At 66.2% G+C, this 22896-nt stretch carries 25 protein-coding genes and 1 pseudogene; 8 read left to right on the forward strand and 18 right to left on the reverse strand.

Translation table 11 applies throughout. The annotated features are described in order from the left end of the window. Positions 1 to 81: 81 nt before the first annotated feature. The 5 genes from RPC_RS25415 to RPC_RS07355 all read right to left on the reverse strand — a co-directional run bounded on the left by RPC_RS25415 (position 82) and on the right by RPC_RS07355 (position 4421). A complete protein-coding gene (locus tag RPC_RS25415) occupies positions 82 to 507 on the reverse strand; it encodes a DUF2335 domain-containing protein (protein WP_011471928.1) in 426 nt (141 codons plus the stop codon). Next, positions 488 to 724 (reverse strand): hypothetical protein, encoded by a 237-nt coding sequence (locus RPC_RS07345; RefSeq protein ID WP_157043148.1) that lies wholly within the window; start codon positions 722 to 724, stop codon positions 488 to 490. Before RPC_RS07345 ends, RPC_RS25415 begins: the two co-directional genes overlap by 20 nt. Positions 725 to 1308: 584 nt before the next feature. Continuing rightward, positions 1309 to 1467, reverse strand: coding sequence for a hypothetical protein (locus RPC_RS26020; RefSeq protein WP_157043149.1), 159 nt, complete (start codon positions 1465 to 1467; stop codon positions 1309 to 1311). A gap of 178 nt (positions 1468 to 1645) precedes the next feature. Further along, positions 1646 to 1858, reverse strand: a complete 213-nt coding sequence (locus RPC_RS07350; protein ID WP_041801504.1) for a hypothetical protein — start codon at positions 1856 to 1858, stop codon at positions 1646 to 1648. A 91-nt stretch (positions 1859 to 1949) separates the two neighbouring features. Beyond that, the gene (locus RPC_RS07355) at positions 1950 to 4421 is read right to left on the reverse strand and encodes a bifunctional diguanylate cyclase/phosphodiesterase (protein WP_041801505.1); all 2472 of its coding nucleotides are present in this window, start codon (positions 4419 to 4421) and stop codon (positions 1950 to 1952) included. Between the two features lie 488 nt (positions 4422 to 4909). Here RPC_RS07355 and RPC_RS07360 point away from each other — a divergent pair, with 488 nt between their 5' ends. Then, positions 4910 to 5575 (forward strand): DUF2147 domain-containing protein, encoded by a 666-nt coding sequence (locus RPC_RS07360; RefSeq protein WP_415914808.1) that lies wholly within the window; start codon positions 4910 to 4912, stop codon positions 5573 to 5575. Positions 5576 to 5848: 273 nt separating this feature from the next. Here RPC_RS07360 and RPC_RS07365 read toward each other — a convergent pair whose 3' ends face one another. The 4 genes from RPC_RS07365 to RPC_RS07380 form a co-directional block, all read right to left on the reverse strand. Next, the gene (locus tag RPC_RS07365; protein ID WP_011471933.1) at positions 5849 to 6772 is read right to left on the reverse strand and encodes a GGDEF domain-containing protein; all 924 of its coding nucleotides are present in this window, start codon (positions 6770 to 6772) and stop codon (positions 5849 to 5851) included. After that, on the reverse strand, positions 6748 to 7842 hold the full coding sequence (locus RPC_RS07370; protein ID WP_011471934.1) for a cobalamin B12-binding domain-containing protein: 1095 nt from the start codon (positions 7840 to 7842) through the stop codon (positions 6748 to 6750). Before RPC_RS07370 ends, RPC_RS07365 begins: the two co-directional genes overlap by 25 nt. A 310-nt stretch (positions 7843 to 8152) precedes the next feature. After that, complete coding sequence (locus tag RPC_RS07375; protein WP_011471935.1) at positions 8153 to 10150, reverse strand: hypothetical protein; 1998 nt, start codon at positions 10148 to 10150, stop codon at positions 8153 to 8155. Between the two features lie 66 nt (positions 10151 to 10216). Further along, the gene (locus tag RPC_RS07380; protein WP_011471936.1) at positions 10217 to 11323 is read right to left on the reverse strand and encodes a lysylphosphatidylglycerol synthase transmembrane domain-containing protein; all 1107 of its coding nucleotides are present in this window, start codon (positions 11321 to 11323) and stop codon (positions 10217 to 10219) included. Between the two features lie 399 nt (positions 11324 to 11722). Between RPC_RS07380 and RPC_RS07385 the strand changes: the two genes are divergently transcribed. Next, positions 11723 to 12229, forward strand: a complete 507-nt coding sequence (locus RPC_RS07385; protein ID WP_011471937.1) for a ferritin-like domain-containing protein — start codon at positions 11723 to 11725, stop codon at positions 12227 to 12229. A gap of 89 nt (positions 12230 to 12318) precedes the next feature. On the opposite strand, the gene RPC_RS07390 is transcribed toward RPC_RS07385, so the two are convergent. Continuing rightward, positions 12319 to 12756, reverse strand: a complete 438-nt coding sequence (locus RPC_RS07390; protein WP_011471938.1) for a hypothetical protein — start codon at positions 12754 to 12756, stop codon at positions 12319 to 12321. Positions 12757 to 13067: 311 nt separating this feature from the next. Here RPC_RS07390 and RPC_RS07395 point away from each other — a divergent pair, with 311 nt between their 5' ends. After that, entirely contained in the window at positions 13068 to 13697 is a 630-nt protein-coding gene (locus tag RPC_RS07395; protein WP_011471939.1) for a hypothetical protein, read from the forward strand. A 194-nt stretch (positions 13698 to 13891) separates the two neighbouring features. Here the strand turns inward: RPC_RS07395 and RPC_RS07400 are convergent, their stop codons facing one another. The 3 genes from RPC_RS07400 to RPC_RS07410 are packed head-to-tail and all read right to left on the reverse strand — an operon-like array spanning position 13892 to position 15671. Then, positions 13892 to 14731, reverse strand: coding sequence for an MBL fold metallo-hydrolase (locus RPC_RS07400; protein ID WP_041802559.1), 840 nt, complete (start codon positions 14729 to 14731; stop codon positions 13892 to 13894). A 20-nt stretch (positions 14732 to 14751) separates the two neighbouring features. Beyond that, entirely contained in the window at positions 14752 to 15078 is a 327-nt protein-coding gene (locus tag RPC_RS07405) for a hypothetical protein (RefSeq protein WP_011471941.1), read from the reverse strand. Between the two features lie 11 nt (positions 15079 to 15089). Further along, positions 15090 to 15671, reverse strand: a complete 582-nt coding sequence (locus tag RPC_RS07410) for a sugar ABC transporter (RefSeq protein ID WP_415914809.1) — start codon at positions 15669 to 15671, stop codon at positions 15090 to 15092. A 105-nt stretch (positions 15672 to 15776) separates the two neighbouring features. Between RPC_RS07410 and RPC_RS07415 the strand changes: the two genes are divergently transcribed. Then, complete coding sequence (locus RPC_RS07415) at positions 15777 to 16676, forward strand: LysR substrate-binding domain-containing protein (protein WP_011471943.1); 900 nt, start codon at positions 15777 to 15779, stop codon at positions 16674 to 16676. Between the two features lie 413 nt (positions 16677 to 17089). Here the strand turns inward: RPC_RS07415 and RPC_RS07420 are convergent, their stop codons facing one another. Continuing rightward, positions 17090 to 17515 carry a universal stress protein gene (locus RPC_RS07420; RefSeq protein WP_011471944.1) on the reverse strand — a complete coding sequence of 142 codons (426 nt, stop codon included), beginning with the start codon at positions 17513 to 17515 and terminating at the stop codon, positions 17090 to 17092. Positions 17516 to 17799: 284 nt separating this feature from the next. Then, positions 17800 to 18339 carry a SixA phosphatase family protein gene (locus RPC_RS07425; RefSeq protein WP_011471945.1) on the reverse strand — a complete coding sequence of 180 codons (540 nt, stop codon included), beginning with the start codon at positions 18337 to 18339 and terminating at the stop codon, positions 17800 to 17802. A 114-nt stretch (positions 18340 to 18453) separates the two neighbouring features. On the opposite strand from RPC_RS07425, the gene RPC_RS07430 reads away from it, so the two are divergent. Beyond that, positions 18454 to 19878, forward strand: a complete 1425-nt coding sequence (locus RPC_RS07430; RefSeq protein WP_011471946.1) for an NAD(P)/FAD-dependent oxidoreductase — start codon at positions 18454 to 18456, stop codon at positions 19876 to 19878. Between the two features lie 299 nt (positions 19879 to 20177). Continuing rightward, entirely contained in the window at positions 20178 to 20678 is a 501-nt protein-coding gene (gene msrB / locus RPC_RS07435; protein ID WP_011471947.1) for a peptide-methionine (R)-S-oxide reductase MsrB, read from the forward strand. A 23-nt stretch (positions 20679 to 20701) separates the two neighbouring features. On the opposite strand, the gene RPC_RS07440 is transcribed toward msrB, so the two are convergent. Both RPC_RS07440 and RPC_RS07445 read right to left on the reverse strand, forming a co-directional pair. Beyond that, the gene (locus RPC_RS07440) at positions 20702 to 21139 is read right to left on the reverse strand and encodes a hypothetical protein (protein ID WP_011471948.1); all 438 of its coding nucleotides are present in this window, start codon (positions 21137 to 21139) and stop codon (positions 20702 to 20704) included. Beyond that, the gene (locus tag RPC_RS07445) at positions 21136 to 22080 is read right to left on the reverse strand and encodes a hypothetical protein (protein ID WP_157043150.1); all 945 of its coding nucleotides are present in this window, start codon (positions 22078 to 22080) and stop codon (positions 21136 to 21138) included. Before RPC_RS07445 ends, RPC_RS07440 begins: the two co-directional genes overlap by 4 nt. A 65-nt stretch (positions 22081 to 22145) precedes the next feature. Here RPC_RS07445 and RPC_RS07450 point away from each other — a divergent pair. Next, a pseudogene (locus tag RPC_RS07450) lies at positions 22146 to 22346 on the forward strand (peptide-methionine (R)-S-oxide reductase); the annotation flags it as partial. On the opposite strand, the gene RPC_RS07455 reads toward RPC_RS07450, so the two are convergent. After that, positions 22319 to 22633, reverse strand: coding sequence for a hypothetical protein (locus tag RPC_RS07455; RefSeq protein WP_011471951.1), 315 nt, complete (start codon positions 22631 to 22633; stop codon positions 22319 to 22321). The pseudogene RPC_RS07450 and the gene RPC_RS07455 sit on opposite strands and share 28 nt — an antisense overlap. On the opposite strand from RPC_RS07455, the gene RPC_RS26025 reads away from it, so the two are divergent. Beyond that, complete coding sequence (locus RPC_RS26025) at positions 22610 to 22819, forward strand: hypothetical protein (protein WP_157043151.1); 210 nt, start codon at positions 22610 to 22612, stop codon at positions 22817 to 22819. The two genes, RPC_RS07455 and RPC_RS26025, sit on opposite strands and share 24 nt — an antisense overlap. Positions 22820 to 22896: the final 77 nt, after the last annotated feature.

Here is a 22896-nt window from a genome sequence, read left to right on the forward strand (position 1 = left end):
GCTTCGGTGGGTTACGGCGCAAGGGCGCGTCACCCGCCCTACAGACTACGCACCGGCCGGAGCGGAAGCCCTGGCCGGTCCTCACGCCTTCTTGTCCTCCGCCCATGTCTGCCGCAGGAAGGCAAAAACGATCGGACCGATCGTCAGTCCGCCAATGATCGCCGCGGCCCAAGGCTTGTCGAGATAGATCGCGAAGGCCGTGACGCCGAGACCGCCCATCGCGTACAAGCCCGCCATGATTTGTCCGATATGGACGTCGCGGATCAGAAACTTCGATTGCCGTTGTTCGAGTTCGCGGCGATGCTTCGCCTCCGCTTCGAACTGAGCGAAGATGCGCTCGGCGCCTCCGGGGACGATCCGTTCAAATGCTTCGAGCGCAGCGGGCGGAGGAAGCGGTCCGGTCCATTGCGCGGAGACGATGCTGGCTTGTTGGACGGTGTGACTCTGATTTTCAGGCGGTTGGGGACCAGGCGCGGGGGACTGTCGACTACGCCTTGGCTTTTTCACGGTCGCGGACCTTGTCGATGCCACGCCTCATATCGTCGCCAAGCCGCTTCCAGTCGCGACGGATCGCGTCATCGGACTTTGCGTTCGGGTAATTGGCCAGCGGACGGGGATGACCAAACGATCCGATCTGGGTGAGGCCATGAATGAATCCGGAAATGATCGAGCCGGACGACATCGAGGGGCGTGCAGTTCGTCGGAGTCTGGAAGTCTTGGTCATGATACCCGATGCTCGTATCTGGCTTTTGTACAGTTCCGATAGTTGGGGCGATTGGTTCAAAAATCAAGTTGGTGGTCAATCACTTCGGATCGTGACCCGGAGACAATTGTCTGTAAATTCGATTCCAGTTACGATGTTACCCGGTCGGCCGGGCTGGTCGTGGCGATCGGCCGGAGCGTCAGCCTTCGATCGCGCGCCCGGGATGGATGTGGTGGGTTGCGGCGCAAGGGCGGCCATAGACTTTTCGGTTAGGCTTGAATCGTCCAACCAAAATGTCGGCGTCATTCCGGATTGCGAGTTCGAAGAACGAGCAAGTCCGGACTCCATACTCCCTGCGGTGGTTATGGATTCCGGGTTCACTCGCAGCGAAGCTGCTCGTGCCCCGGAATGACGGCCCGGGACTCTTGAACCGCATCAATCCTAACCGAAAATGCTCTAATCCCTGCGGTGATGATGGATTCCGGGCTCACTCGCAGCTGACGCTGCTCGTGCCCCGGAATGACGGTCCGGGACTCTTGAAGCGCATCAATCCTAACCGAAAATGCTCTCGAGCTCGGCCGCCGCCCCGCCGCGCCGCCGCCCCCTCACGCCTTGCCGTTGCCGATCTTGGTGGTGAGGCGCAGCACCTTGCCGCAGCGCGGGCATTCGAATTCGCGCAGCTCGTAGCCGGGCGCCAGCGGCGAGACCCGGACCAGTTCGCGGGGCACCGCGCATTTGAAACACATCATCGGTCGTGAGGGCATGCGGCATTCCCGTTGGACGCGCAGCCTAGGGGAACCCGCCGCGAAACCGGCGGGACCCTGTTACCATTGCAAAATTATCCCGGCAGTTCTGCCCACGCCCGCGGGAAAATTGCCCGGCGTGTTCCGCGCCGGCCGGGTGGTATTTGGGCCGGGGCGTTGGCCGCCGCTGATGGGAAGCTTATCCCGCAGAATGCTCCATTTGCCGCGCCGGCTGCTGCCGGACCGCCGGCGGTGCCGGCCGCGGCGTCGGCTCGGCGACCCGTACCACCGGCGCAAAACACTCCAGGTTGGCGATCAACGCCGAAAAGATCACCCGATGTTCGATCGTCTGGGCCTCGCTCAAGGCCTTGCGGTAACGCCGCAGATTCTCGTCTCGGACGTAAGGCTGCATGCAAAATCTCCTCGTTGAACTACCAGCCTTAAGGCGGCGGCGACGGCGCGCCAATTCCGGTAGATTACGCAGGTGCTACGCCGGCGGCGGGTCAGCCGACCAGTCGCGCAGACTTAGATACCGGCGGCGCCGGCGCGCGTTGGATCACGCCGCAGGCGAGCAGCGGCCGCAACGCTTCGGCCGGTATCGGGCGGCTGAAATAATAACCCTGCACGTTGCGGCAGCCGGCGCTGAGCAGGAAGGCGAGCTGCTCCGGAGTCTCGACGCCCTCGGCGATGGCGTCCATGCCGAGCTCGCGCGCCAGCACCAAGGCGGCGCGCACGATCGCGGCGTCGCCGGATTCGATCGCCACCTCGGTCATGAATTGCTGCGGGATCTTCAGCCGGTTGACCCGGTAGGTGCGCAGGTACTCCAACGACGAGTAGCCGGTGCCGAAATCGTCGATCGCCACGCTGATGCCGAGTTCGCGCACCCTTCGGATGGTGTCGCTGTTGGCCTTGGTGGATTCCAGCAGCGCGAATTCGGTGAGCTCGATCTCGATCAGTTCGGGAGCGACGTCGTATTGCGCCAGGGTGTCGCGCAATTGCCGATCGAGCGGCACCGCGCCCTTGAACTGCGCCGCCGAAATGTTGACCGCGACCCGCGGCGGCGTCAGGCCCTCGGCCTGCCAGCGCTTGATCTGCCGGCACGCCTCCTCGAGCACCCAGCGGCCGACCCCGACGATGGCGCCGGTGGTCTCGGCGACCGGAATGAAGGCGCCGGGATACAACAGGCCGCGGCTCGGGTGATTCCAGCGCACCAGCGCCTCCAGGCCGTTGATGCGGCCGCTCGGCACCTCGACCTGCGGCTGGTAGTGCAACGTCAGTTCGCCGTTGCGCAGCGCCGCCTGCAATTCGTCGTTGACGCGAACCCGCTCGCGCACCGCGCTGTCGAGCGCGGCGCAATGGAACACGTAGCCGTTGCGGCCCTCGCTCTTGGCGCTGTACAGCGCCAGATCGGCCTCGATCATCATCGCCTCGGCCGAGGCGGTGGCCGGGCCGTAGATCGAAATGCCGAGGCTGGCGGAGACGTGCGCGGCGTTGCCGTCGAGATCGTAGCGCTCGGCGAGGCCCTCGATCAGCCGCGCCGCAATCGCGGCGATGGCGTCGCGGTCGCAGACCTCGGCGAGCAGGATGGCGAATTCGTCGCCGCCGAGCCGGGCGATCAGGTCGCCGGCCTTCAGCATCCCGATCAGCCGGCGCGCCGCGATCTGCAACAATCGGTCGCCGATCGGATGGCCGAGCGTGTCGTTGACGTCCTTGAAATGATCGAGGTCGAGACAGACCACCGCGAAGCGGCCGTCGTGCTGCCGCGCCGCCGCGAAGGCGGTCGACAGCTGCGCCAGGAAGCTCACGCGGTTGGCGAGCCCGGTCATGGCATCGAGGCTGGCGAGCCGGGCCACCTTGGCGCTCTCGCGCTGCAACTCCGCGGTGGCGCCGCGCAGGCTCTCGGTGAGAAATTCCAGCCGCAGCGTGCGCTGCAGCGAGCGCAGCAGATAGCCGACGATCGCCGCGGTCATCAGCAATCCGGCGATCAGCACCGCGATCGCGATCGCGATGGCGTTGGACGGCGCGATGGCGCCTTCGCCGGCGGGGGCGAACAGCACGCCCCATTGCTGGTCGGCGACCCTGATGATGCCGGAGGCATGCAGCCCGGCGCGCATCGCGGCTTCGTCGGGCTGCTGCGCCGGCGCGGTGCGGGTCCGCGACGGATGCCACAGGATGCTGCGTTTGGCGCCGGTCTCGGTGGGATCGAAGAAATAGACGTCGACGCCGGACGGCAGCGGCCGGGCGCCGAGGATGCCGGCGATGGTCGGCCCGGTCTCGAATATTCCGCACAGATAGCCCTGCGGGATCCGCGGCGTCTCCGATCGCGGCGCCTCTCGGCGATAGACCGGCATGAACACGATGAAGTCGCCGGGCTCCGACTTGGTCAGCGTGGCGATCGGCGGCGTCGCCGCCATCTCCCCGGTGGCGCCCGCCCGGGCGATCGCGGCGGCCCGCGCCGGCGGCGAGGCCATGTCGAAGCCGAGCACCTGTTGGCTTTGGTTCTCGGCATACAGCACCGGGAAATACTCGTCGCGTTGCGGCGCCCGCACCCGGTGGCCGTCGGCGTCGCGCTGCCAGATCTCGAAACCGGGAAAGCCGTGGTCGCGAACCCATTGCTCGAACCGCTGGCGTTGCGCCCGGCCGACGCGCGGCGCCCAGCCGGTGTTGCGCAGGCCGTTCAGCCGCTTGCGCAGATCCTTGGAAAACGCCTGGAATTCGCGGCGGCTGACGTCGTCGCTGTTGTCGAAATAGGCGCGCAGCGGATACAGCACCTCGGTGGCGCGTTCCAGATCCGAATTCAGCACCTGCAGGTAGTTGCCGGCGATCTCGTGCAGCTTCAGATCGGCGATCCGCTGCTCCCATTTCGAGATCGCGACGAACGCCGCCAGCGAAATCAGCGTTCCGATCACCGCCGCCGCCACGGTAACCAGATAGCGCCGGGGACGTGCGTCGGCTGAGAAGCTTTGCGAAGACATGTCCACGGCGTCGTCTCGGGATGCGGCTGCTGCGTCGGTGAGGATCGCGGGGCGCGATCGCGGGTGAACAGCCTGGCGCATTATTACCAATGAAAAGCTGCCCCGGGCGGGATTTCGCCGGGAGATTCGCCATCAGGTAAAACGATCGATTAAGAAACCGCAGCAACGCGCCCGGTTTGATCTGCATCAACCAGCTGCCGCGCGGCACCGCGTCGGCCGGATGGACTGGCCTCAAGGCGGCGAGGCTTGCGCCTCGAGGCAGCGAGGCTTGCGCCTTGCCGCGAACCGGAGCGGGTTGTCGTAAATCATGCGGCCGCAACACGAATCAGAGCACAATGAGCTACAGCCCTCTGCGGCAGCGACGCGTGTGCAACTTATAGTTGCGTCAGCCGCCGGGGAACGCTTCGCGGCGCCCGGCAAACCATCAAAATGCCATCTGCAGGGGCTGTGATGAGAGTCGGTTTCAACCAGTGCGGCGGCATATCAACATGAATAGACCCGGTGGCGCGATGTGGACGTTTGGTTTTGGGGCTCGGCGGCTGGCTGCGGTCGTCGCCGCGGTGGCGGTGCTGGTCGGCTCCGCCATGGCGGCCGGCGCGGCGGAGCCCACCGCGGCGGGGCTGTGGCAACGCAGCGAGGACGGCAAGCCGGTGGTTTGGCTGTTGATGCTGGACCGCGGCAACGGGATGTATGAGGGCGTGGTGGCCAAGACCTTCCCGAAGCCCGGCGTCGACCCCAACGCGGTCTGCGACGAATGCGAGGACGACCGCAAGAACGCGCCGGTGCTCGGCATCTCGCTGATCCGCGACATGAAGCGCAAGGGGCTGGAATATCTCGGCGGCAACATCCTCGACCCGCGCAACGGCGACATCTGGAAGGCGCAGCTCAAGGTCAGCCCGGACGGCCAGGCGCTGACGCTGCGCGGCTATCTGATGACGCCGATGCTCGGCAAGGACGAAACCTGGCAGCGGCTGCCGGACACCGCCTTGGCGCAGCTCGATCCGGCGATCGTCGCCAAATTCCTGCCGGCCCAGGCGGCGCAGGCCACGCCGGCGGCGACCACCGCGGCGGCCGGCGCGGCTGGTGCGGCCGGCGCGGCCAAGCCATCGGTGGCGCCGAAGGCCAAGACGACTCCGGCGCCCGCGGCGAAGTAGCAGGCGGCCGGCACCGCGCGATCGGAACACCGCGACCGAAGTTTCGGGATCAGGCGCTTGAGCATTTTCGGTGGGATTGAATCGTCCGAACAAGATTGAATCATCCAACCAAAATGTCGTCATTCCGGATTGCGAGTTCGGAGAACGAGCAAGTCCGGAATCCATACTCCCGGCGGTGATTATGGATTCCGGGCTCGCTCGCAGCTGACGCTGCTCGCGCCCCGGAATGACGGCGTGGGAAGCTTGCAGCGCATTGATCGACGTCGAAATGCTCTACCCCGCGACCACGCAGTTGCGGCCGGAGTGTTTCGCCGCGTACAGCGCGCAATCGACCCGCCGCATGAAGGCGTCGCGCGACTCCGCGGTTGCCAGCGTCGCCACGCCGAAGCTCGCGGTCACCGGCTGCGACGCCGGCGGGATCGGCACCGCCGCCAGCGCGGTGCGGATCCGTTCGGCCGTCAGCATCGCCTGCTGCAGCCCGGTGTGCGGCATCAGCACCACGAACTCCTCGCCGCCGATCCGCGCGGCGATCTCGGTGGCGCGGATCTGCGCGCGCAGCAGCGCGGCGAACGCCGCCAGCACCTTGTCGCCGGCGTCGTGGCCATAGCTGTCGTTGATGGCCTTGAAGTGATCGAGATCCACCATCAGCGCGCTGAGCGGCTCGGCGGTGCGCGCGAAGCGTTTGATCTCGGTGCTGAGTTCCTGCTCGAAGCGGCGGTGATTGCCGAGGCCGGTGAGCGAATCGGTCAGCGTCAAGGCGACGATCTCGGCCTCGCGCTGCTGCAGCTTGATGTTGCTCTGCGCCAGTTCGAACTGCGCGTCGGCGTAGTCGCGGTTGAGCTCGATCATCTTGGCATTGAGCCGCTCCAGCTCGTCGATGTCGTATTCGGCGAGCACCTGCAGCTGCCCGCCGCGGCGCCAGACCCGGCCGTGCAGCGTGCGGGTGGCGGCCATCGGATCGCCCATGGTCAAAAGCCCGCGGTGGATCTCGTCATCGGCGGCGGGCGCCAGCCGCAGCAGCGCGGCGAAGCTCGGCTGCACGAAAGCCCGCGCCGCCGGCGCGCCGATCAGCTGTTGCGCGGGCAGCCGGGCGATGCGCAGGAAGCCGGCATTGGCTTCGATCAGCGTGCCGTCGCAGGCCAGCGTCGCCGCCACCACCGCGGACAGCGGTCTCAGTTCGGGCGCGATCCACGACACCGGTTGTCCTTTTCATTCAGCAGGCGCTCCGCCTCCGCGACCGCCGCCTGGGCGTCGGCGGCGCAACCATCGGCCCCGACCATGCGCGCCAGCCAGCCGAAATGATTGATCGCCAGCCCGCCGATCAGCACCGGCGGCCGGGCGGCTCCGAAACGCTGATTCATTCGTACGATAGCATCCTTGACCGCGGCCAGCTGCTGGGCAAACGACACCGCGAGCCCGACGATATGCGGACACCACGCCTCGATCTGCTGCACCAAAGACGGCGTCGGCACGTCGGCGCCGAGATACTGCACCTCCCAGCCGGCGAGCTGGAACGAGTCCGCAACCATGCGCAGCCCGACGCTGTGCTGATTGCCGGCGACGCCGGCCAGCAGCACGCGCTTGCCGTTCGACGCCGGCGGCTTGGCGCGCAGCAGCGCCATGGTCATGATCGCATGCACGATCGCGGTGGCGAGGTGTTCCTGCGCGACGCTGACCTCGTTGGCCTGCCAGCCCTCGCCGATGCCGTACAGCGCCGGCTGGATCACCTCGAGTTCGACTTCGGTCAAGCTGCGGCCTTGGTCGAGGCAGCGGGTGACGACGGCGAGCGCGGCGCGCTGATCGCCGCCGAGCAGCGCGGCCTGGAATTCCGCGGCCTCCGCGGTCCGCTGCGGCGGCGTCGGAGGATCGGCGCGGCCGGCCTCGGCGACGAATTCGTCGCGGGCGGCCAGCAGCGCGGCATGGACGACGTCGCCGTCGGCGCCCGCCATGCGCGCGGCAAAATACTCCGCCAGCCAGCGCAGCGATTGCTCGAGGCTGTGCGGCGGCACGTTGCGCGCGGCGAGGACGCTGTCGAGCCAGCGCAGATATTCCGTCATCGGCGCCAACGCGCCGAACTGCAGCGCCGACTTCAGGAACTCCAGGTGATGGATCAGATATTCGCGGCACTCGTCCTGGCGCTGGAATTGCTCGGGCAGACGGCGCCAGCTCGGGAAGAACCGTTCGGTGACGGAACTGGCGGCGTCGAATTGCAGGGTTTCGAACTGGCGCAGCGCGGCCGGACTCAGCGTCTTCAGTAAAGCGCTCATGTTCGCTCCTCGAGTCCGGTCGTCCCAACAACGAATGGCCGGTGTCGCCTTGCGGCTCCGGCTGGCGCCCTCGAATTGTCTCGTGCGTTCCTGCTGTCCTGGCGCGGTCGGCTCTGCTTATCCGTCCTGCGCGTCAAGCGCGAACTCCGCCGCAGCGCCATTCCGCGTAGCGTGAGCAACGCGCGCGGCCGGCCGACGGAGATCAGCGCGCGCGTAGTAATAACCCTGGCCGGTTAACATAGTTTGGGCGAGGCGCTTAAGATTATAGCCGCGGCGCGGGCCGCGAACTGCGCCGCGGCTGCAACTCGCCTCAGCGGTCGGAACGCTGCGCGGGGTCGGGCGGCGGCAGCGGCTCCTGGATCACCTCGGCGGGATCGGCGGCGTCGAGATGCAGCACCGAGGCCGCGGCCGGCAGCGCGGCGTCGGCCATCGCGGCGTGGCCTTCGGCGCTGGGATGCACCGCGCCGCCATAGACCGCCGAGACGATGCCCCAGGTGGCGTCGTGAACGTCGGCCGGCTGGATCGCCGCCGGCAGCCCTTGCGGATAGGTCATCGCCGAAAAATAGCTGTCGTTGGCGTCGCGGATCCAGCGCGCGCGCGGCAGATAGGGGCGATAATTGCTGGCGCCGGCGCCGCACAGCATCGGCTGGCTGGCCGCCGACACGATGTCCGGATCGAAGCTGTCGCCGGTCGGCGAGAAACAGGCGCGGTCGAACTCCGGATCGCTCGAAGCGCGGGCGCAAAAGCCGTGATTGCCGAACGCCGCCTGATGCGCGTCGACGAAGGTCATGCGGTCGGCGGCGGGGTCGCGGCACAACACGCCGCCGCGGCACAGCGCCAGATTCTTCAGCTGCGGCAGGAATTCCTGCTGCACGAAGCCGGCGACGCCGGCGAGCCGCGCCGGATCGGCGTTGAACGACGGATGGATGTCGAAGCCGGCGCGGCCGCCCGGGCAGGGCGCGTCGTTGTTCAGCGCCGGATTGGCGTAGGAGGTGTAGAGCACGCGCGATAGATCGCCGCCGAGCAGCGGCTTCAACGCCTCGCGCAGCTTGGCGAAGGATTGCGGCAGCTCGCGCGCCAACGCGGCGCGGGATTCGTCCACCGAGCCGATCACCCCGGAGCGGCGAAACAGCGTGCGCTCGGTGGAATTGTCGACGATCACGTCGGCGACCAGGCCGGAGAAGTTGATGTCGTTGGCGCCGATCGACAGCAGCAGCAGATCGAGATGGCGGCCGGGCTGCCGCTTCTTCGCAGCGGCCAGCGCCTCGCGCAATTCGGCGAGCTGGGCGTTGACGTTGGTCTGGCAGCTGGCGCCGGATTTGCCCGGCAGGCATTCGCGGGCGCGCTGCGAGCCGAACAGCCCGTCGGCGATGGTGGCGCCGGTGCAGGCCAACGGCAGATAGGTCACCGCGACGTGTGGGTAGCGCGCGGCGAGCCCGAGCGCGGTGCGGGTCTGGTAGGAATACAGCGAGCGGTGGCAGGCGGCATTGAGCCACAGCGCGCTCTGGCGCTGCCACACCTGCAGGGTTTCCGGCGCCTCGCAGGCCCGCCCGCCCTTGTAGCCGGCGCGGCTCGGCCGGTAGAACTGCCCCGGGCCGCCGATATAGGAGCGGAAGCAGAAGCCTTCGTCGGACAGCGCGATCGGGCGGTCCGGATTGCCTTCGCCGGAGGCGATGGAGTCGCCGAGCCCGGCGATCAGGATGTCGCGCACCATGATCTCGCCGGTGACGCGCTGCGCGGCCTCGGCGCCGCTGGAGACCTCGACGTTGACCAGCGTGGGGCGGCCGTAGCGGGCGCGGAAATTGATCGGCTCGACGCAATCCAGCGTCGAGGTGCGCGGCGGGCCTTCGCCTTCGTCGAACGACCAGGCGCAGGTGGCGCCGACCGGGATCGCGCCGGTGAGCCGCACCGTGACCGGATGTTCGGTCGGCGTCAGATAGCTTTCCTTGACGTTGTCGCGGCTGCACGGCTCGCTGACCCGGCCGGCGAGGTCGATGCACAGCCGGTTGACGGTGTTGCGGGCCCAGCCGCGGCCGTCGCTTTGCAAGCCGAGCGCCTGCTCGGAGGCGAGCACGCTGCCGGCGCGCAGGGTTTCGACGTGGCTTGTGAAATCGCGCTCCTCGCGGAACAGCCGGAACCGGTTGCGCACCTCCCAGCTGATCTGCATCCCGCCATCGGTGGCCAGCGGCGCGGGCTGGGCGGCCAGCGGCGCGGGCTGGGCGGCCAGCGGTTCGGCGGCGGACAGCGCCAGCCCGATCAGGATCAGGCCGAGCTTGAGGGGGTGACGCAGCGCAAGAATTTCGGTCATGGCGCGTTCAACGCCTCGGATGGGGCAAAAGTATGGGAATTGCGTCGCGCCGCGGCGGATCGTCGCTCAGCCCTTGGAGTGCCGCTTGGCCGGCTGCGCCGGCTTGGCCGGCGGCGGCAGCCGCTTCGGAATGCCGGGGCGCTGCGCGATCGCCGCCAGCGGCGGATGGCCGTGGCCGTTGACGCGGCGCGCCCGCCACGGCTCGACGACGTTGAGCCACAATTCGCGGGTGCCCATGATGGTGATCGAGATCCCGAACGGGATCACGAAATACAATAGCCGGAAGATCACCAGCGTGGCGACCAGCTCCTCGCGGGCGAATTGCGGCAGCGCCAGCAGCATCGCGGCGTCGAACACCCCGAGGCTGCCCGGCGCATGGCTGGCGAAGCCGAGCAGGGTGGCGAGGATGAACACCACCGCCAGCGAGACGAAATCGATCCCCGGCTGCGCCGGCATCAAAAGGTACATCGCCAGCGCGCAGAAGCCGAGATCGACCACGCCGATCAAGACTTGCAGCAGCGTCAGCCGCGCCGAGGGCAGCACCACCTTCCAGCCGTTCTGGCCGAGCTCGCGGCGGCGTTTGCCCATCGCGATCCAGGTCAGATAGCCGGCGATGCCGGCGAGGCAGCCGATGCCGATCAGCCGGTTGACCGATTCCGGCAACAGATCCATCGAACTCGCCGCCGCCGGATGCCAGGCCATGCCGATGCCGAGCACGAACAGGTTGCCGAGCCAGAACGTCAGCCCGGAGATGAAGCAGATCTTGGCGACGTCGATCGCGGTGAGGCCGTAGTCGGAATAGATCCGGAACCGGATCGCGCCGCCGGTGAACACCGTGGCGCCGATGTTGTGGCCGATCGTATAGGAGGTGAAGCCGGTCAGCGCGGCGATACGGTACGGGATGTGGCGCTTGCCGATGGTGCGCAGCGCGAAGAAATCATAAAACGTCAGCGTGCAGAACGCGCCGATCACGCACAACGCCGCGAGTGCGATCTGACCGGAGGATTTCTCGGTCAGCGCAACAAGAATGACGCCGCTATCGACGCCCTTCAGCGTCTTGACGAGCGAGTGGATCGCGAAACCGATGATGAGGATGCTTGCAACGATCCCGAGCCGCTTCCAGCCCACTCGCTCCTTGAAACCACGCCGCAGCGCGGTCAACACTCGATGCATTCGTCCTCCGGGCGCGGCAACGCGTTGAACGCCGATCGAGGCGAAAACAGGCGAGCGGGTGCCAAACAACACATACGCGCAATTCCTTAAGGCAAAAACGGCTCGCTGCGCAATCGGCGACCGCAAACGCGTCGCCCCGTATCATCGCGGCCGAGCCACCAAATGCCCTTGATATAGCGCAAACCATATCGCCAATGCGACAACGCAACGCGTCGTTTCGTCGCCTCCAGCCATATAGGGCTTTCGCGCCGCAGTGCCAGTTCGCGCTGTTTTGACCCACCGGGTTTTCCGGCCGCAACGGAACGGAGCCCTAGCTGAAAGGTTAACACCGGTCTCCACAACGAACATCCAGCACGAACGCACAACAGCTGCGATGTTGCAACCATGAGGAACCGTCAGATGGGACTTTTTACCAAAGACATCAAGACCATGGACGATCTGTTCATCCACCAGTTGCAGGACATCTATTACGCCGAGAAGCAGCTCGTGAAGGCGATCCCGAAAATGGCCGACAAGGCCACCGACGCGCAGTTGAAGCAGGGTTTCCTGACCCATCTCGACGAGACCAAGGTGCACGTGCAGCGGCTGGAACAGGTGTTCCAGATGCACGGCGTCGCCGCCAAGGCGGTGGATTGTCCGGCGATCGACGGCATCATCGAAGAGGCCGATGAAGTGGCCGGCGAGGTCGACGACAAGGCGGTGCTCGACGCCGCCCTGATCAACGCCGCGCAGGCCGTCGAACACTACGAAATGACCCGCTATGGCAGCCTGGTGGCGTGGGCCAAGCAGCTCGGCCGCAACGATTGCGCCGCGGTGCTGCAGAAGACCCTGGACGAGGAAAAGGCCACCGACAAGAAGCTGACCAGCTTGGCCGAGAGCCGGATCAACCTGCGCGCCGCCGGCTGATCGAGAGCCGCAGCTTCGCAGCAGAGTTCACGCCGCGTCGGGGCCATCCCGGCGCGGCGTTTTGCTGCGGGCCCCGGCGGTCATCCGCGTCACGCCTTGTTCAACGCGAAGTGCACGCCGCAGAACGCCATCACGACGCCGAGCCCCAAGGCGCCGAGGCCGGCGAGCACGCCGTTGATGGTTGGGATCGCATTGGGCGCCGAGGCGGCCTGTCCGGCGGCCGCCAGCACCAGCACGCCGACCGCGATCAGGAACTGGCGCATCCGCGGTGGAATGACGCCGGCCACCGCGCTGTGCATCAGCACCGCGGTGTAGTACCCGCCGGCAAACCCGGCGGTGGCGATCAGCCACCACGCCAGCGCGGCGCCGGCCGGCATCACGTCGCCCTGATCGGAGCGCCACAGCCCGGCGAGGTCGAGCCCGAAGCGTTGCCCGATCATGTGCAGCGCCAGCGCCAGCAGCACGCCGGAAATCAGCGCCGCGGCGAAGATCAGCCGGCGCGGAAAGTAAGCGGTCTTCTCAGCCATGGCGTCTCGAACTTGAACTCTCGGACCTGAACTCTCGGACTTGAACTCTAGGACTTGGGTCTCGCGCAGCCGGTGCCTCGCGGCAAGATGCGGGCTTGTCGGATGGTTGAGCTTGTAGGACAAAGCCGCAGTGCAGGCAAACCGGCGCCGGCCTGTGTCCCGGGCAAGGCGCCGCGCTTTGCGCGGCTGCGCAGACCGGGGACCGCTACGAACCCGGGACCGTTACGACGAAGGCCGTGGTCCGTAACGGCCCCGGCTCTCGGCGCGCCACGTCGCAAGCGACGTAGTGCGCTCTCGTCCGGGGCACAGTGATGGTCTGCTATTTGATCGAAGGAAACCCCGTGACCGAACCGGCCAACGCCACGCCCGAAGTGATCGAACCCGGCCGCCGCTACGCCTATCGCGCCTCGCTGATCGGCGGCGGGCGGAGTTTCGAACTCACTGACGACGGCTTGGCCTGGAAGGTCGGCGCCAAGTCCGGGCTGTGGCGCTACGACAAGATCGCCAGCGTGCGGCTGAGCTACCGGCCGGTGTCGATGCAGTCGCGACGGTTTCGCGCCGACATCAGCTACGACAGCGGCGAGCGGATCAGCATCCTGTCGACCTCCTGGCAGACGGTCGCCTTGATGGCGCCGCAGGATGCCGATTACCGCGCCTTCATCACGGCGTTGCATCGGCGGATGCAAGAGGCGGGCAGCCGCGCCGCGCTGATCGGCGGGCTGAAGCCGCTGGTCTATAATATCGGCCTGGTGGTGCTGGCGGTGCTCGGCGTGGCGATGGCCGGGCTGCTGGCCCGCGCGGTGGCGACCGGGGAAATCGCCGGCATCATCTTCATCGCCGGCTTCGCCGCGCTGTTCGGCTGGCAGATCGGCGGCTTCATCCGCCGCAACACACCGCGCAACTACACGTTCGATCAGTTGCCGAAGGAGCTGGTGCCGTAATTGCCGTTGCTCCAGGTGAGTCCGACGACAGGACCGTTAAGCCAGCCCCGTCATGGCCGCGCTCGTCGCGGCCGTCCACGCCCACACGCGAGGCGCTGCCGGTTGCCGTGGGGTGGCCGGGACGAGCCCGGCCATGACGGGAGGGCGGTGGTTTCGAGGCTTGCTGAGGTGGCACGCCCGGCAAACGCCTCGTGCTATGCGTCTTGAAGAAGAGCGTAGCTGCCGTTGTTCTGAATGACGTGCGCAAAGCCGAATTCGCCCAGATGCATCCCGGCGACCAGAAGCTTCTCCGAAACGACCAGGTCCAGAATCTGCGATCGTGTCGCCGCCGCGACCGAGCGGTCTTGGTCGAATGCGATCGAGACCTCCGGGCGTGCGATCTGGATGTGGGGGAAATGAACGATATCGCCCCAGACCAGCAGGCTCTGATCACCGGAGTGGACGCGGTACCCGGTATGTCCATCGGTGTGTCCAGGGAGCGGCATCGCACTGATACCGGGCACCGGTTCGCCGTGAGCGAACCTGCGCAGCCTTGCGCCATAGCCGTCGAAGACCTGACGGGCGATCTGGAAATTGCCGCGCCCTCGCTCGCTGGCGCGGCTGAGATTTCCGTCGTCCTGCCAAAAGTCGACTTCGCGGCGGTTGGCGACCAGTTCCGCGTTCGGAAAGGCAATCTCTCCCGATCCGTCGAGCAGGCCTCCGACATGATCGGGATGGGCGTGGGTCAGCAGGATGGTGTCGATGTCGGAGGGCGCGATTCCGGCCAGCCGCAAGTTGGCCGCGAGCCGACCGCCGCCAGGTCTGAGCGCGCCGGCACCGGCGTCGATCAGCACGGTGCGGCCGGCTCCGCGCACCAGGTAACAGTTGATATCGATGGCGGACGGCTGTGCCACCCCGGCGTCGCGTTGGATCCGGCCGGCCTCGGCCGGATCGATATCCGAGAGTAAGTCGAGGCTGGCGGCCAGGCTGCCGTCGCTGATGGCGGTGATGGTGTATTCGCCGACCCGGCGACTGGGAAAGCTGAGGGTGCGCACATTCTTCTCCGGATCAAAGTTCAATTGCGGGCGTGAAGGCTTGCGGCGGCATAGCCGAAACAGCGGATCCGCGCCGTGAGGCCGGTTGCGTGCCGGATCGCGTTGTCCAGTGCTGCCATGAACTGCTGCATCACCGGCGGCGTGCGGAACGGTGCGAGGCGATACTGGACCTCCGCAAACACCGGATGCCCCCGACCGTGCCGCGTGCCGACATAGATGACATGGACGTTGCCGATCGCAGCCTGCAGCAGCTCCGTACAGAGTTCGGTGCATTGCGCGGTGAGCGCAGCCAGCGCCTCGTCCGACGGCATCTTGTCGTCGGCGACAAAAATCGTGACATTGGGCATCGCAGAGTCCGTTACTGCGCGACCGCGGCGGAGCGGGCGCTGGTCAGCTGCTCGGTCATCGGCGCGTAGAGCTGGATATCGTCGGACAGCTGCTCGGCAAGCCCGGCGCCTCGCCGATCCAGCTTGGCGAGCCAGCGGCGGTCCGGCGTCTTCTCCAGAGCCACGGCGTGCATGGCGGCCGGCGAGAGCTCCAGCTTGATCAGAGACTCCGGACCGTTCGGGCAAAGCAACAGCAGTTCGTCGGGGCCCACGGCCGGAGCCCGGTCGAGACCGTCATAGAGGTTCCGGTGCCAGTCGGTGATGTGCTGCTGCCATCGCGCGAAATTGCCGCCGCCTTTTTGGCGATACTCTTCTCCGGTCAGCACATCGAGCCCGTCGATGCTGTGGAGCGCCAGATAGACCGGATAACCGCGGCGCAACGCCATGAAACGCTGCGAGGTGTGAAAGCCGCTTACCGAGATCAACGCGGGCAGCTTTTCAAGGCTGTAGAAATTACTCCATTCGGTTTCGCTGCCGGCATCGGCGTAGCTGCATTCAACGGAGTAGATCATGGCATGACCCTTTGCGATGGGGCGGCGCCTCGCCGCTCTCATATTGACATTGGGTAATGGTAATTCGATAAATATCGGAAATATAACGAGATCGAGTCATGCTTCAGTGACTTCTTATCAAGCTGAGGCCGGTTCAGCGAGAGCCCTTTGCGACGCAAAATTCCCAGCAATTCCGCGCTGATGGCGTTTGAGGCGGCGGCCCGGCACGGCAGTTTTGCCCGCGCCGCCGACGAATTGGCGCTGACCGAAGGCGCCGTCAGCCGGCAGATTGCGAGGCTGGAATCGTTCGTCGGGGTCGCTCTGTTTAATCGCGTCGGCAACCGGGTTCGGCTGGCGCCGAATGCCACGCGATATGCCGCTCAGGTCCGCGAAGTCCTCGATCGCCTTGAGCGCGACAGTCAGGATCTGATGGCGCAGCCGATCGATGGCGGCAGCATCGACATCGCCGCGATCCCGACCTTCGCGACGCGCTGGCTGATTCCGCGGCTGAAGCGATTTCAGGACAAGCACCCGAGGATCACGGTGCATCTCGCCCAACGCATGGAGCCGTTCATTCTCGCCGGCAGCGGTTTCGACGCCGCGATCCATTTCGAACATCCGGCATGGGCGGGCTTGCACACCCATCGGTTATTGCAGGAGGTCTTGATCCCGGTCTGCCACCCGGCATTGCTGGCGGATGGCGAGGCGGAGGGCGCGCTGGATCGTTTGCCGCGCCTGCACCGGCGGCAGAATCCGGACGCCTGGCAGCTCTATGCGCAGGAGACCGGCATCAGGCTCAGGCATCCGGCGGTCGGCGCGCGTTACGATCTGCATTCCATGCTGATCGAGGCGGCGCTGGCCGCGCTGGGCGTCGCGCTGGTGCCGCGGCTCTACGTCGAGGCCGAACTTGAACAGGGACGGCTGGTCGCGCCCTGGCCGGAAGGCCGCAGCATCGCCAAGACATTCTGCCTGGTTCTGCCCGAGCCGATCAGGCTGAGTGAAACGCCGTTACAGGCGTTCGCGAACTGGATCCTGGATGAAGCCAAGACCGCAGAACGGTTAGCCTGAAGAAGCCGCGCAACGCCACGTTCGATCAGTTGCCGAAGGAGCTCGTAATTGCCGTTGCTCCGGGTGAGTTCAATGCGATGACGTGTTGAGCCCAACACATCGTGGCCGCGCTCGTCGCGGCCGTCCACGGAAACAGCTACGGCGTTGCTCGTGGGTGTGGATGGCCGGGACAAGCCCGCCATGACGCGGAGAGGGTGGTGGTGATCGAGCAGCGCCCCTCAGCGGGTCGTCCCTGCGCACGCAGGGACCCATCACCCCTGGCGTTCGAGATGAAGAACTCCTCGTCGCTAACGCTCAACCGAGACTCCGCGCCGTATGGGTCCCTGCGTGCGCAGGGACGACTCGTTGAAACGCGGTGCCTTTCAGGGCGAAGGCCGCGCGCCACCAGGCCACGATCTCTCAGTGCTTAGCTCTCAGTGCCGCACCACCAGCACCGAGCAGGTGGCGTAGCGCACCACGTGGCCGGCGTTGGAGCCCAAGAAGTAGGTGCGCATCGCCGGGCGGTGCGAGGTCATCACGATCAGGTCGGCGCCGACCGCGGTGGCCTCTTCCAGCACCTCGTGATAGACGCCGCCCTGCCGCACCGCGGTGGAAATCTTGCCCGGCGCGATGCCGGATTCCTGGGCGATGATGGCGAGCGCCTGTTCGGAGGTTTGCCGCTGCTGGCCGTCGAAATCCGCCGGGACGTATTCGGCCAGCATCACCGGGGTCATCTGCAGCACGTTCAACAGCCGCACGCTGGCGTCGTAGGTCTTGGCCAGCGTCGCCGCGGTGTCCAGCGCAGGTTTGGTCAGGTCGGTGTCGGACAGGTCGATCGGCACCAGAATGGATTTGAACATCTCCGCCTCCATGGCCGTGGATCGCCGCAACCGGGCGCGATCCAGCAAGCTGGGTCTATCACAACTGGTTCCGGAATTCCTTGATCGTGCGAGACAACCGCGCGCTTGAAATCAGGCGCTCAACGGCGTGCCCCGGACGCAGTGCAGCGCGCCGCTTGAGCGGCGTGGTGCGCTGCAGATCCGGGCCGTTACGGAGGCCGTCTTTGCAGCGGTCCCGGGTCTGCGGAGCAGCGCCAAGGGCGCTGCCTCCTCGCCCGGGACACGATGCCGCAAGCGTCGGCACCTCAATGGCCGTGCGGGGCCTTCAACAGCTTCGGGGTCATGTACTGCGTCAGCCGGCCGCCGCCGAAGCTGGCGTCGCCCCAGTGCTTGATGGCAAAATCGATCACCGCGACCGCCGCGGTCGGCATGTTGCCGGGCAGCGGCTTGTGCTCGGTGCCGCCTTTGCTGCAGCTCAAGCCCAGCGCCAGTTCGTGCAGCCCTGGATTATGCCCGATCAGCAGGATCAGCTGCGGATGGCCGGGCACCTCGCGGAGGATGCCGAGCATCGTCGCCGGGGTCGCGGAATAGAGCTCGGCGAGATGCGCCACGTTGGGCTGCGGCGCGTCGGCCGGGATCTGGTCGCCGACGATCGCCCAGGTCTGCTGCGCCCGCACCGCGCTCGACACCAGCACCAGTTCGGGCCGCAGCTGCTGGCCGATCAGCCAGCCGCCGATCGCGGCGGCGTCCTCGCGGCCGCGGTCGTCGAGCCGGCGGTCGTGGTCCTTGCCGCTTGGCGCGTCGGACTCGGTCTTGGCGTGACGCAGCAGGATCAATCGGCGCATGGCGCGTTCTCGGATCGGCAAAGACGGGAAGGATCAGTTCGGACCTGCGGATTAATCGAGAAGCGGGCACAGGACAAGGTGACAAGCCGCCGACCGGTCCGGTAAGTAAATCGGATGACCAGCGAGACCGCGACCGTTCCCGGCACGATCGATGCGCCGGCCGCCTTGGCCCCGCCGGCCTTGGCCGTGCAACCGCGGCCGCGGCTCGGCTTCGATCTCGACGTCGACGTCTGCGTGATCGGCGCCGGCCTCGCCGGGCTGACGGTGGCGCGCGAGGCGGCGCGGGGCGGGCTCAGCGTCGCGGTGCTGGAGGGCCGGTACACCGGCTGGAACGCCTCCGGCCATCAACTCGGCACGGTGATGCCGGGGTTCGGCCAGCCGATCGGCCAGCTGATCGAGCGGATCGGCTTCGAGCCGACCCGCGAGCTGTGGACGCTGGCGAAGGACGGCGCCGACTATGTCCGCGCCACCGCGGAATTGATCCCCGGCCTGACGCCGACCGCGGGCGCGCTCGAGGTGTCCAATGTCGAGATCGGCGACAAGCTGATCAGCCGGCTGCAGATGCTCGGCGAGGATTTCGGCACCGAGGTCGAAGGCTGGCAGGTCGACCGGGTGCGCCAGGTGCTGCGGACCGAGCGCTATTTCCATGCGGTGCATTATCCGACCGCGTTCCAGCTCGACGGCCGCCGCTATCTGCATGGCCTCGCCGACCTCGCGGTCGCGGCCGGCGCCCGGATCTACGAAGACACCCCGGCGATCAGCATCGATCCGGCCGGCATCCGCAAGCGCATCTTCACCCCGCAGGCCCGGCTGCGCGCCGCGCATATCGTGCTGGCCGGCAACGTCCATCTCGGCGCGCCGCTGCAGCTTCTGTCGGATACGCTGTTGCCGGTGTGGCGCTATGCCGCCCTGACCGCGCCGCTCGGCGAGAAACTGGCGCAGGCGATCAGCTTTGCCGGGTCGGTGACCGACACCGACGGCATCGATCACTACCGCATCGTCGACGGCGACCGGCTGTTGTGGTCGAGCCCGGAGACCACCTTTGCGGTGAAGCCGGAGCGTTTCGAAGCCGTGATCGCCCGGCGGATCCGCACCATCTACCCGCAACTCGGCCAAGTGCCGATCGAGAAGGTGTGGAGCGGCACGATCGGCCAGACCGTGCACGGCATGCCGCAGATCGGGCAATTGCGCCCGGGGCTGTGGGTGGCGAGCGGCTTCGGCCGCCAGGGCCTCAACACCACGGCGATGGCCGGACAATTGATCGCGCAGGGCCTGCTCGCCGGCGACGAGCGCTGGAAGGCGTTCTCGCCCTACGAATTGGTGTGGGCGGGGGGGCGGATCGGCCGCGTCGCCGGGCAATTGATCAGCAGCGCGATGCGCGGCAACGCCGCGGTGCAGGGGCTGTTGGCGCGCCGGCGCGAGCGGGCACGGGCGCGCGACTTGATCAACGAGGTCCGCCGCCAGATGGCCCGCAGCGCCGCGCTGAAGGTGCGCCAGGAACCGCGGCTGCCGGACGGCGGCGGCCCGGGCGAGGGCTGAGAATACGCCTTGGCAATGAGAGCGTGCCCCGGCCGAAAGCGCACCCGCCGCGTTTGCGACGCGGTGCTCTGAAGAGCCGGGGCCGTTACGGACCGTGTCGCTCGTCACGGTCCCGGCTCGCGTCGCAGCGCAAGAGCGCTGCTCGGCGTCCGGGACACCAGGCTGCAATAGATTGAGAGGCTCGCGACAATGTGAGTGTGCGGCGGCGGGGCGGGTGTAACTTCGGCGGTCCGGATGCGTATCTGCAAGACCAACCCAGTTCCGCGCCCGCGCGGCGCCCGCATTGCAACGGAGACATCATGATGGACCGGCGTTTACTGCTCGCTTCGGTGGCGAGCCTGGCCGCGCTGCTCGGGTTCCGCTGGCTGCGGCCGTCGGAGGCGCGGGCCGCTGAGAAATTCGAGATCGAGAAAACCCCGGAGCAGTGGAAGCAGCAGCTGACCCCGATGCAGTACCATATCCTGCGCGAGGAGGGCACCGAACGGCCCGGCTCCAGCCCGCTGTTGAAGGAACACCGCAAGGGTACCTTCGCCTGCGCCGGCTGCGACCTGCCGCTATTTGCCTCCGAAACCAAGTTCGAAAGCGGCACCGGCTGGCCGAGCTTCTATCAGCCGCTGCCGAACGCGGTCGGCGAGCGCAAGGATTCCACGCTGGGCATGAGCCGCACCGAGATCCATTGCCGGCGCTGCGGCGGCCATCTCGGCCATGTGTTCGACGACGGCCCGAAGCCGACCGGCTTACGCTACTGCATGGACGGCTTCGCGCTGGTGTTTCACCCGGCCACGGCGGGGGCGAGCTGAGCGGGAATCCGCTACGTCGAGGATCAAAATTTCTCCACCAAGGTTTCGAGATGATCGAGCCAGGCCGACACATCACTGACCTCGCCGGGTAACTTCTTATAGTTGTGGGCGGCCTCGTTCCTTATGTCGTAATCCCTCTTCAATTGGCCGAGCGTTGCCTGATCGCCGAAAAAGATCACCTCGAGCTTCCTTCGAAGCGAGAATGCTTTGATATTGTCGAGGACGTACCTCCAACCTATGCCGTCAACCGTCTTGGCGCGGGCATCCGCTTCAATCCGTTCTTCGGCTTCCTTGCGGGCGAGAAATTCAAACTGGGCCCATCCCAGAAGATAAAAGGCAACATTGACTGCAGACTGACAGTCCCTGATCTGCTGGGCATTTCCCTTCTTCTCAAGGAGCTGCTGATCGAGGAGGGCCTTCACCCGATCAAACGCCAGCTTGGTTTCGTTCAGCTTGCTCACAGAGCCTCGGCCGCATCAAGAATTCTCAGAAAGGCCGCTTGGCTCCATGGTTCGAAACTGCGCTCCGCTTTGTTCGTCAGAACTGACCAGTTTGGCGGGTCGAGAGGACGAGCCAGATCCAGCAGGAGCGTTGTTTCTCGGGTTGAAATAATGTCAATTCGGCCATTCGAGCCAAATACCCAAAGGCCCACCGGGACGAAACTCAAGAGCGACCTTCCATGTTTGCTCAGATCGAGAATTCTCAACTCGCGGTCCGGAACGGCGTAGGCTTGCATGAGTTCTTCGGACATCCTGACCGTCCGGGACTGGTCGATGACGACGTCGAGTCCGGCCGACCATCCTGCGATATTTGCATAAAGATCGTCGATGCGTTTCCCCCAATCGGCAACCCGACTCTCCACAACTGATCGATCGAACGTGCTGCCATCCTGGTTGAACTGCCAGACATTGAGGGGCTGCAGCACAATGGATTGGAAGTGGCCGTCTTCGCCAATCGTCACAATGTGGAGATTGAGCCGCTCGATATTGAAGTTCCAGATTTCCGGAACTCCCAAGCCGGATGCTTGAATTTCACCCAACCGGGCAATATTCTGGTCCAACTCGCGAGAAGTGAAATCGCGGGTCCGGATCTTGATTTCCACCAGGGACATCGATCCGTCGGGGTAGACGATTTCGATATCCCATCCGTGGTCCGGGCCGCCTGCAGGCTTTACTTCCGCGCCGTCGACAACGACGCTTCTTTCGAGACGTGCCGCCGGAAATTCGTACTCGTCGCTTACGCGTTCTGAGAAGGGTAGGTGAACATCCTCCGGCCCAAGTAAGCGACCGCCGGGCAACGCGCGACGGTTGCCAAAAACGACGTAGCGGTTGCCAATATTCGCCAGCACTTGCCGCCTGGCGGGGTCCTTCGCTGCAATGGCTGTTTTTGCGATGGTTTCCATCGGGCTATTCTAATCGCGCCCGCGGGAAGCCGCAAAGCGAATCGCAGATCGCGAAAAAATCCGACAGCTTCTATCAGCCGCTGCCGAACGCGGTCGGCGAGCGCAAGGATTCGACGCTGGGCATGACCCGAACCGAGATCCATTGCCGGCGCTGCGGCGGCCATCTCGGCCATGTGTTCGACGACGGCCCGAAGCCGACCGGCTTACGCTACTGCATGGACGGCTTCGCGCTGGTGTTTCACCCGGCCACGGCGGGGGCGAGCTGAGCGGGAGCGCCGGTCCGCTTCGACAGCGCCCGCCAATGTTCGGTGGCGGCGACCGCCACGGTCCAGAGCCGCTCGGCGGGCTGGCCGCGATGCAGCGCTTTGGCGTAATCGCACACCGCCAGGAAAGCCGTCGAACGCGCCTCGTCGAGTTCCAGCGGGTGCGCGCGGCCGTCGCCGCCGACCAGCCGGGTCAGTCGCTTCAGCATCGGCAGCGCGGTCTGCGGCGCTTCAGAAGCCGCCTGATGCAGGCACTGCCAGACGTGTTGGGCGATCTCGAACTCACTCATCCCGGCATCTCGCTCCGTTCGGTCGCTGCCAAATGTCACGGTTTGGGTTTCGCCGCCGTGATTTCGCTCAAAGCCGGCGCGATCGCCGCGGCCAATCCGGGGCCGCGTTTCAGCGAGCCGGGCGTGGAGCGCCAGCTTTCCCCGGCAAATATTACCCCGCTCGGCAATTCCCGCCCCGGTCTTTGACCCGGGGAGATTTGTAACACTCTGAAACAACTCGGAAAGATGCGTTGGCACGAGCCTTGCGAGGAGCAGCTTCGATG

Origin of the sequence: Rhodopseudomonas palustris BisB18 (assembly GCF_000013745.1) — a bacterium.
In the GTDB taxonomy this organism is placed as follows: domain Bacteria; phylum Pseudomonadota; class Alphaproteobacteria; order Rhizobiales; family Xanthobacteraceae; genus Rhodopseudomonas_A; species Rhodopseudomonas_A palustris_F.